The organism is Neobacillus drentensis (assembly GCF_036962765.1).
GTDB classification, from domain to species: domain Bacteria; phylum Bacillota; class Bacilli; order Bacillales; family Cytobacillaceae; genus Neobacillus; species Neobacillus drentensis_C.
Window position 1 is genome coordinate 1 of the sequence record NZ_JBALOS010000045.1, and the last position, 9,294, is coordinate 9,294.

Below are 9,294 nucleotides of genomic sequence, written 5' to 3' on the forward strand. Positions count from 1 at the left end.
ATTTATTATCTGAATATTAAAAAACAATACTTTACAAGGGTTCTCCCCCCGTGATACAGTTTGTACATCTTGGGGAAATATAACTACATAGGGTGGTTGCTCAAGGTGCAGTCAAGAACTCGAACTGAAGCAGCTTATAAATACTTGCAATGAATCTCTAAATCTTGGACATACTGATACTATTACTCTAAAAAAAGAGGCATGATTAGTATGGGAAATTCAAAATTTTAGGAAAGGAACAGTTGATTACTAGTGTTCTGAAAAGTCTATCAAAATTAGAAAACGGGGGTCTTATGGAAATTAATGAAGCAATTTCTTTGGCTTTTTCAGCAGGCTCAATAATCTCACCTATTCATTCGGTACTTTCCACTAAAGTAATAGCAAAAGAGCAAAAAGATATACAATTCTATTAAATTCGATGTTACCTATTCATTTCATATACAGCTAGAAACTACATGTCTCTGATACAGAAACGGTAATTGGTCACCACGTTCTTTAATCCGTCCAATTTTATATCTATCCTCATTTGTTTTATCTGGCCCTTTTCTAGAAAAGACAACTCCACATGAACAAGTGAATGTTCCAACAGGCAGACCTGTTTTATAATCCCTGGTAATGACACATGAAGTTAGAACATTTTTGGAAATGTTTTGCAGCCTTATTTAGGCAAATCCAAGGTACGTCCCCAAAGGATTTATACGATGACTTATCGATTTGACTGACCATTGATGAGATAGTTTCTTGCAAAAATACCAACAACAAAATGTGTCTTAAGGGATGGCAACTTACCCTATTTTCTCCCCATTCCTCTCCCGCTCCTTACTATTCCTTGATATAACGGTCTTTCACCGTTTTCAATCAAACGTTTGATTAGTATTTGTCCTAAACTAATCAATCGATTGATTAATAAAAAAAGAACCAAGTGAAGGACCGTTAGGTCCTAACACTCGATTCTTTATAAGCCGAGATACATATTGTTCTTCCCGTCTATTTCCCGCTAACGTCACACTTTTTTGTCCATCGTCAGACTTTTTTGTGTGTCGTCAAGGTTTATTGAAGGGAGACACTTTATTTTTCAACCCATTTACGCTTACTCAACGGTTACCGATTTCGCGAGGTTACGTGGTTTATCCACGTCGCAATCACGGTGCAAGGCAGCGTAATAAGCAATTAATTGCATTGGTATGACAGAGATAAGTGGTGTTAATAATTCATGTACTTCTGGGATGACGAAGCTATCTTCATCCATATTTAAACCCTTCATTGAAATGATACAAGTGCTTGCTCCACGGGCAGCAACCTCTTTCACATTTCCACGGATGCTTAAGTTGACACTTTCTTGGGTAGCAAGAGCGATAACAGGTGTTCCCTCTTCGATTAAGGCAATCGTTCCATGCTTTAATTCTCCACCTGCAAAGCCCTCTGCTTGAATATAGGAAATTTCCTTCAGCTTCAAGGCACCTTCTAAGCCAACATAATAGTCAACACCGCGGCCAATGAAGAAAGCATTCCGTGTTACTGATAAAAATTCTCTAGAAATATGCTCAATTAACTCTTTTGAGTCGCACAGTACTTCCATGGCATTTGCGATAATTCCTAGTTCATGAATAAGATCCAAATCAACATGGATGTTTTGGCTCTTAGCTGTTACTTCAGCTAAAATAGCCAACACCGCTAGTTGCGCAGTATATGCCTTAGAAGAAGCAACGGCAATTTCAGGACCTGCATGAAGTAAGAGTGTATAATCCGCTTCACGAGAAAGTGTTGAACCAGGAACATTCGTAATGGTTAACGATGGGTAACCCATTTCTTTTACTTTAACAAGCACTGCACGGCTGTCGGCTGTTTCACCACTTTGAGAAATGAAAATAAACAACGGCTTTTTCGTTAACAGCGGCATATTGTAAACAAATTCACTTGCAATATGAACTTCAACAGGAATTTTAGCCATGTTTTCAATGAACTGCTTCCCAACAAGTCCGGCATGATAAGAAGTTCCAGCCGCTACAATGTAGATCCGGTCTGATTCATTCACGGCTTTAATGATATCCTCAGCAATGGTTAATTCACCCTGCGCATTTTGGTACGTTTGAATAATCTTACGCATCACAAGCGGCTGCTCATCGATCTCTTTTAACATGTAATGAGGGTACGTACCCTTTTCAATGTCACTAGCATCAAGTTCCGCAGTGTATGGCTCACGGCTGATGATTTCACCGTTAAGATTTTGAATGGTCACGTCCTTTTTGGAAACAAGAACAATCTCTTTGTCCACTAATTCAAGATACTGATTCGTTACTTGAATCATTGCCATCGCATCGCTGGCAACAACATTAAAGTCATTTCCGAGTCCAACTAGAAGAGGGCTTTTGTTTTTCGCAACATAAATCGTTTCATTGTCTTCTGCATCTAATAAGGCAAGTGCATATGACCCATGTAAAAGCGTTAGCGTTTTACGGAATGCTTCTAAAACGTCTAATCCCTCTTTGACAAATAACTCAACTAACTGAACAATAACTTCTGTATCTGTTTCGCTGGTAAATGTGATATCTGCTAAATATTCTCGCTTTAAAAGGTCATAATTCTCAATGACTCCGTTATGAACTAGTGTAAACCGGCCAGATGAACTTTGATGAGGATGAGAATTTACCTTGCTAGGCACACCATGTGTTGCCCAACGAGTATGACCAATTCCGATATTGGCATATACATTTTCATCCACAATTTGGCGTAAATCAGCAATACGTCCTTTTTCTTTAAAAACATGAACTCCGTGATCATTCATTACAGCTATACCTGCTGAATCATAACCTCTATACTCAAGTTTTTCTAAACCTTTTAATAAAATTTCTTTCGTATCATTATTTCCGATATATCCTACGATTCCACACATTTTCTGTTCCTCCCTGATATAGGGGACAAGAATGCTTTGGAGGCTGTTACTTGCCCCCTTATCTCTGTTTTATTAGGTATCTGTCTATACCTGTTGAAACATTACTGTTAGTATTCGCATTTTCTTCTCTTTGTGCACAAAGTTGCCTCTGTGTTTTAAAGAAGAAATTTTCGGTTGTGCGTCTCAACCGGGAGGTATCCGCCGAACATTCGATACTCCTCCTCCTCGTCAACTAACCCACCACATTAGGTTAGTCCAGGCGCTTTTTTTAAATATTATCTCTAACCCCTACCCACCTTTCATTAAAAATTATGCAGTCATTTGCTTGAAGAGAACAAAGCAAATTAATACTACTATGATTACAGGATTCCGTCAACCAAAATTAGGAATTCCCATAATTCATACATAATAAAATATGCATAAAGGAAGCATACCGTTCCCTTATGCATATATAAATGGGTGTTATTCCTTTAATTCCATTTCTTCTTTGACCACTGCGACAATTCGGTTAACGTAGGATTCACATAATTCCTCTGTCGGTGCCTCTGCCATCACACGGACAAGCGGTTCTGTTCCTGAGGGACGGACAAGGATTCTGCCGTTTCCAGACATTTCTGCTTCCACTTGCTCAATAACCACTTTCACTTTGGCATTATCGGTTACATGATGCTTATCAGTGACTCTCACATTGACAAGTTTTTGCGGGAATTTCTTCATTTCACCAGCTAGTTCAGATAACGGCTTCCCCGTTACCTTCATAATATTGACTAATTGCAGCCCTGATAATAACCCATCACCAGTGGTGTTATAATCTAAGAAAATAATATGACCTGATTGTTCTCCGCCAAGATTGAAACCATTTTTCTTCATTTCTTCCACCACATAGCGATCACCTACAGCTGTTGCCACACTATGGATTCCATGAGCCTCAAGTGCTTTATAGAAGCCGAGATTACTCATAACTGTTGATACAATCGTTCCGTGCTTTAATCGGCCCTGTTCTTTCAAATATTTACCGCAGATGTACATGATTTGGTCACCATCCACGATGTTACCATGTTCATCGATCGCGATTAAGCGGTCACCATCACCGTCAAATGAAAGTCCAACATCCGCACCTTTTTCTTTTACTAGGGCTGCTAATGCTTCAGGGTGTGTCGAACCAACACCAGCATTAATATTTAAACCATTAGGAGATGCTCCCATTGTAGAGAGGTCGGCATCCAAATCAGCAAATAAATGGGCGGCTAACGACGACGTTGCCCCGTGCGCACAATCTAACGCAATATGGATTCCTGAAAACTCTTCATCGACCGAGTTTTTCAAGTATTGCAGGTACTTTTGACCGCCTTCGAAGTAATCCATTACTTGACCAAGGTCAGAGCCAACGGGACGCGGCAGTTGGTCTTCAGGTAAATCGATAAGTTCCTCAATTTCTATCTCCTGCTCATCGGAAAGCTTAAAGCCATCGGGGCCAAAAAATTTAATTCCATTATCGGCCACTGGATTATGCGAAGCAGAGATCATGACTCCTGCTTGGGCTCCCAAGGCCTTTGTTAAAAATGAAACACCTGGGGTAGAAATAACCCCCAAACGCATAACTTCTGCTCCAATAGATAGCAGCCCTGCTACAAGGGCTCCTTCTAACATATGTCCAGATACACGGGTATCACGTCCGATGAGGACTTTGGGACGATCCTTATCTTTTGTTAAAACATAACCGCCAAAGCGGCCTAATTTAAAAGCCAGCTCCGGTGTTAATTCGCTATTTGCTACTCCACGTACCCCATCGGTACCGAAATATTTTCCCATTTTTAAAATCTCTCCTTCAACATGTGTATTGCTGGATTTTATGCATTATTTTTATTGATCGTAATTTTCGCTGATGATTTCGTTGGTTTCCATTTAAGAGCAGAAGGACCTTCCACATGAATGTCTACTTCATGATCCCCCTCTTCAAGGTCAGACAAATCGATAAAGACATTAAAGTCTTCAGGCTTAACGCGCGTAACGGCAGAAGCGGGACCATTAACCAGCAAATCAATCATTTGATTCTCAGGATCAGTAATGGTTGCTTCATACTCATCGGATAATCCTTTAATATGTACAGGGACATCCGAAACGTTTTTTTCCTCTTGCTTTTTGACCACTACCTTTGCTTTAACCGTTTGCGGAGTCACTTTTGTAATCCCATTCGAAATAATAACAGGTAATGTCAGTGTGGTGTTATCGGTAATTTTACTAAGATCAACCTCGACACGGACCTTTTCAGTATTATTTAAAACACTCTCACTTCCGTAGATGGTTGCTTCAGTTTCATCGATTTCAATCGATTCGATGGTCACTCCCTCTGGGGCAGTTCCATTGCGTACAATATTGATCGGTACAGTCTTACTGTTGCTTCGTACCGGAATGGTAATTTCTACGGTTTCAGGTTCCACTTTTACATTTAACTTATTTAAGTCCTTATCAAGCACCTGGATGTCAGCTTTTTCTGTAAAGGTTTCTTTCAGATTATTTTTTCCCCCAAGTGTTGCTTTCACATAGAAAATCCGGTCGATGACACTTTTTGCACCGGTAATCTTTACCTTATTTGGCCCGACAGTTGGTTCTCCAGCAGAATACCCCTCATCGATTTGATTCTTGTTGAATTCAGCCTCTACCCTAAATTCTTTGGTGATTTTTTCTTGGACAGAAACTGTTACACTGCTTGGCTTCACTGTTGCCTTTAATTTATCTGATAGATTTCTTACTTTTAACTTTACTTTCTGCTTTCCAACTGTGGCTTTTGTTAAATCTACATACACTTCAAAGTTTTTTAATGCCTTCGCAGACTGGATATGCGTTAGTGGTCCCTTTAAAGTTATTTCAACCTTGTTTGGAATTCCTGAAACAACTAAATTCTCTGTATCATAATAGACATTTACAGGAATGTTTGTAATCGTGGCCGTAGATTGTTCTCCCGGTACATTCACATCAGTAATTTTCTTCCCTGTATGCGGTACAGAAGAATAGAGAAGAACAGCTAAAAGCAAGGCAAGAATTTTAATAAACCAGGGATTATCCATCATTTTATCCATTGTTTTTTCCCCTCCAGTTCCACCGAGCTGAAGAAGTTTGTTTCGGTTTGATGTTAATTAACAATTCACTCGTAAGTAATTCTTTTAATTCGTCAAGATTGATTCCGCGGTGAAGTTCACCATTCTTTGTAAGTGATATATTACCTGTCTCTTCCGACACAATGACTGTTATACTATCGGTAACTTCGCTGATACCTAATGCCGCCCTGTGCCTCGTTCCTAACTCCTTCGAAATAAACGGGCTTTCGGATAAAGGAAGATAGCATGCGGCAGCAGCAACATTATTTTTTTGGATTATGACAGCCCCATCATGAAGCGGTGTATTCGGGATAAAGATATTAATAAGCAATTCAGAAGATATATTTGAATTTAGCTGGATACCTGTTTCTATGTAATCGCCCATTCCCGTTTCTCGTTCAATTGAGATTAACGCCCCAATACGGCGCTTTGCCATATAATCGGTTGCCTTAACAATCGCTTCAACGGTTTTTTCCGGATCTTCATCATCCAGAGTACTGCTTCTCGAAAAGAACTTTCCTCTCCCCAATTGCTCAAGGGCTCTCCTAAGTTCTGGCTGAAAAATGATTATAATCGCAAGAAATCCGTATGTTATCACCTGTTCCATCATCCAGCTTAACGTTTGGAAGCCTAGAAACTCGCTGACCACTCTGACTAAAAGAATAACGAGAATACCTTTTAATAATTGGACGGCCTTCGTTCCTTTAATCACATTGATCAACTTGTAAATGACATACCATACGAGGACAATATCAACAATACTAGCTAAATACTTCCATAATTCGAAATCAGCAAACGGCATTGTTTTTCCTCCGTAATTTTCTTTAGCACATATAAAATACAATCTATTTATTATAACATAAATACCACTTGTACCTATTATATGTAACTGCTTAAAAAAACAAATCACTCCGTCAGAGTGATTTGTTTATTATTTAGTTTCTGGTTGTTCGTCAAAAATCTGAATAACATCTTTTGTGGTCTTTTTAATATGATACCAAATCCAATCGAATACTTCATTTACTTCTTCAATTTGCCCTGTTACATGACCGGCAGAAGCTAAATATTTTTCACCATTGATGACTGTTACATCACCTTGGATTTCGCCTTCAATCTTTAATTTGCCATTTCGGACGATTACATCTCCTTTGACAGTTTCACCTTTAGGAACAATTACTGTATTATTATGAACCACTAAGTTTTTTTGCTTCGTTACTGAAAACTCGCGCTCTTCATTCCAGGTAGAAAGGAGACTGCCCATCATTAATATCAAAAATAGTGAAGCGGCAGTAAGCATCGGATGGTTTTTCAACCAGCGTTGCATCGATATCTTTCTCTTCTCTTTAGGTAAGCGGGCCAATACATTAGCGGTAAAATCATCCGGAGCCTGCATATAAGAGACGCTTTTTACAAATGCAATCGTCTTTTTTAACTCATTAAATATTGCTTCACATTCTTTACAACTTTGGAGGTGCTCTCTCAGGGTTCGTTCTTTTTCGGGGGTAATTTCTTCATCTAAATACTCATGCATTAGTTCGATGATTTGCTCTGGACACATTGACAGTTTCACCTCTCATCACACATATCGTAATTGTTGTCTTAAGGCTTCCCGACCACGGTGAATTCTCGTTTTAACCGTCCCAAGGGGTAAATCAAGAATTTCACTAATTTCATTTAAAGACAACTCTTCCATATATTTCAGTACGATCGCTGATCGATATTTGTCAGGCAGTTTTAAGATCTCCTTTTGGACGGTCTCCTGCAGTTCTAAGCTTTCTAATTCAGTCTCAGGCAGCGGAGTATTTGAAGGGATCTGCGAATACATCGTTAACCCCTCTGTCCCTGCCACTTCTGCGTCTAAATAATAATCAGGTTTCTTTTTTCGCATCCGGTCAATACACAGATTGGTTGCAATCCGAAACAGCCAAGTTGAAAATTTCAAATCTTGGTTAAATGATTTGATATTAACATAGGCACGGATAAAAGCTTCCTGTGCGACATCCTCTGCTTCATGACGATTTCCAAGCATGCGAAAACAAAGTTGGTAAATGCTGTTTTTATATATTTCAACAATTTCACCAAAGGCATCCTGATCACCCTTGATGACTTGTTTTATTCTCTTTTTAACAATTGCGTCCATTAAGTTACCTCAGCTCCATTGCTGCTAACCGATAATACGTATCGATAGCAGAAAAGTTTCGTTTATAACGAAAAAAATTTCTCAACATCTATAATATTAACAAAAATTTACTAAAAGGGTTTAATAATAAGCAGAAAATAAAAAAACAACTGCACAGATTTTGTGCAGCTGTTTCATTTTTTATAGTAATTTTTCTCCGAATAATGATCCCATCAACTCAACAGCTACTCTTGCTGTTTTATTTTTCTCATCTAAAATCGGATTAACTTCAACGAATTCTGCTGAGGTAATAATTTTTGCTTCTTCTAACATCTCCATGGCAAGATGGCTTTCACGGTAGCTGATTCCGCCAATAACTGGTGTCCCTACGCCTGGAGCATCATTTGGATCTAAGCCATCTAAATCAAGAGATAAGTGGACACCATCGGTCTTACCTTTAAGGTAAGCAATGGTTTCCTCCATTACTTTGGCCATCCCCATTCGGTCAATTTCATGCATGGTATAAACTTTGATACCAATTTCTTTTATTAAATCCTTTTCTCCATCATCAAGCGCTCTTGCACCAATAATGACAACATTTTCTGGTTTCACTTTTGGGCCATACCCGCCAATTTCGGTTAACATGCTGTGTCCTAACCCGATACTAACCGCTAGAGGCATACCGTGAATATTACCTGACGGGCTTGTCTCGGCTGTATTTAGATCACCATGTGCATCATACCATATTACTCCAAGATTTTTATAATGTTTCGATACACCTGCTAACGTTCCAATGGCAATACTATGATCACCGCCAAGTACAAGCGGGAATGCACCAGATTCCACAGCTGTATCTACTTTTTCAGCAAGCAACGCACTCTTTTCAGCCACTAAATCTAAATTACGTAAATTAGATTCTTTATCGACGACTACTTCAGGTCTTCCTATTGGAATATCTCCCAAATCATGTACCTCATCAAATAACGGCTTTAGACGTTCCACCATTCCAGCGTAACGAATCGCACTCGGCCCCATATCAACCCCACGTCTCATTTGACCTAAATCCATCGGCATTCCAATAATCGAAAGCTTGTTCATATCCATTCCTCCTACCCCATTATGTATCCTATTTTAACCGCTTTCATGCTCATGACTCAACTCGACAAAATTATGTATATATATAC

Annotated in this window: 7 protein-coding genes and 1 pseudogene; all 8 read right to left on the reverse strand. The window is 39.1% G+C overall.

Annotated features, from left to right (window positions below; genetic code table 11):
* Window positions 1-434: 434 nt before the first annotated feature.
* Window positions 435-780: pseudogene (locus V7137_RS30620) on the reverse strand (TnsD family Tn7-like transposition protein); the annotation flags it as partial.
* 310 nt (window positions 781-1,090) lie between these two features.
* Window positions 1,091-2,893 carry a glutamine--fructose-6-phosphate transaminase (isomerizing) gene (glmS, locus tag V7137_RS07610; protein ID WP_335697524.1) on the reverse strand — a complete coding sequence of 601 codons (1,803 nt, stop codon included), beginning with the start codon at window positions 2,891-2,893 and terminating at the stop codon, window positions 1,091-1,093.
* Between the two features lie 462 nt (window positions 2,894-3,355).
* The gene (gene glmM / locus V7137_RS07615; protein WP_335697525.1) at window positions 3,356-4,705 is read right to left on the reverse strand and encodes a phosphoglucosamine mutase; all 1,350 of its coding nucleotides are present in this window, start codon (window positions 4,703-4,705) and stop codon (window positions 3,356-3,358) included.
* A gap of 38 nt (window positions 4,706-4,743) precedes the next feature.
* On the reverse strand, window positions 4,744-5,973 hold the full coding sequence (locus V7137_RS07620; protein ID WP_335697526.1) for a CdaR family protein: 1,230 nt from the start codon (window positions 5,971-5,973) through the stop codon (window positions 4,744-4,746).
* The gene (gene cdaA / locus V7137_RS07625; RefSeq protein ID WP_335697527.1) at window positions 5,966-6,793 is read right to left on the reverse strand and encodes a diadenylate cyclase CdaA; all 828 of its coding nucleotides are present in this window, start codon (window positions 6,791-6,793) and stop codon (window positions 5,966-5,968) included. The genes V7137_RS07620 and cdaA overlap by 8 nt, the downstream gene beginning before the upstream one ends.
* A gap of 129 nt (window positions 6,794-6,922) precedes the next feature.
* Window positions 6,923-7,549, reverse strand: coding sequence for an anti-sigma factor (locus tag V7137_RS07630; RefSeq protein WP_335697528.1), 627 nt, complete (start codon window positions 7,547-7,549; stop codon window positions 6,923-6,925).
* Between the two features lie 18 nt (window positions 7,550-7,567).
* Entirely contained in the window at window positions 7,568-8,131 is a 564-nt protein-coding gene (gene sigW, locus V7137_RS07635) for an RNA polymerase sigma factor SigW (protein ID WP_335697529.1), read from the reverse strand.
* 180 nt (window positions 8,132-8,311) lie between these two features.
* Window positions 8,312-9,208, reverse strand: coding sequence for an arginase (gene rocF / locus V7137_RS07640; protein ID WP_335697530.1), 897 nt, complete (start codon window positions 9,206-9,208; stop codon window positions 8,312-8,314).
* Window positions 9,209-9,294 lie beyond the last annotated feature (86 nt).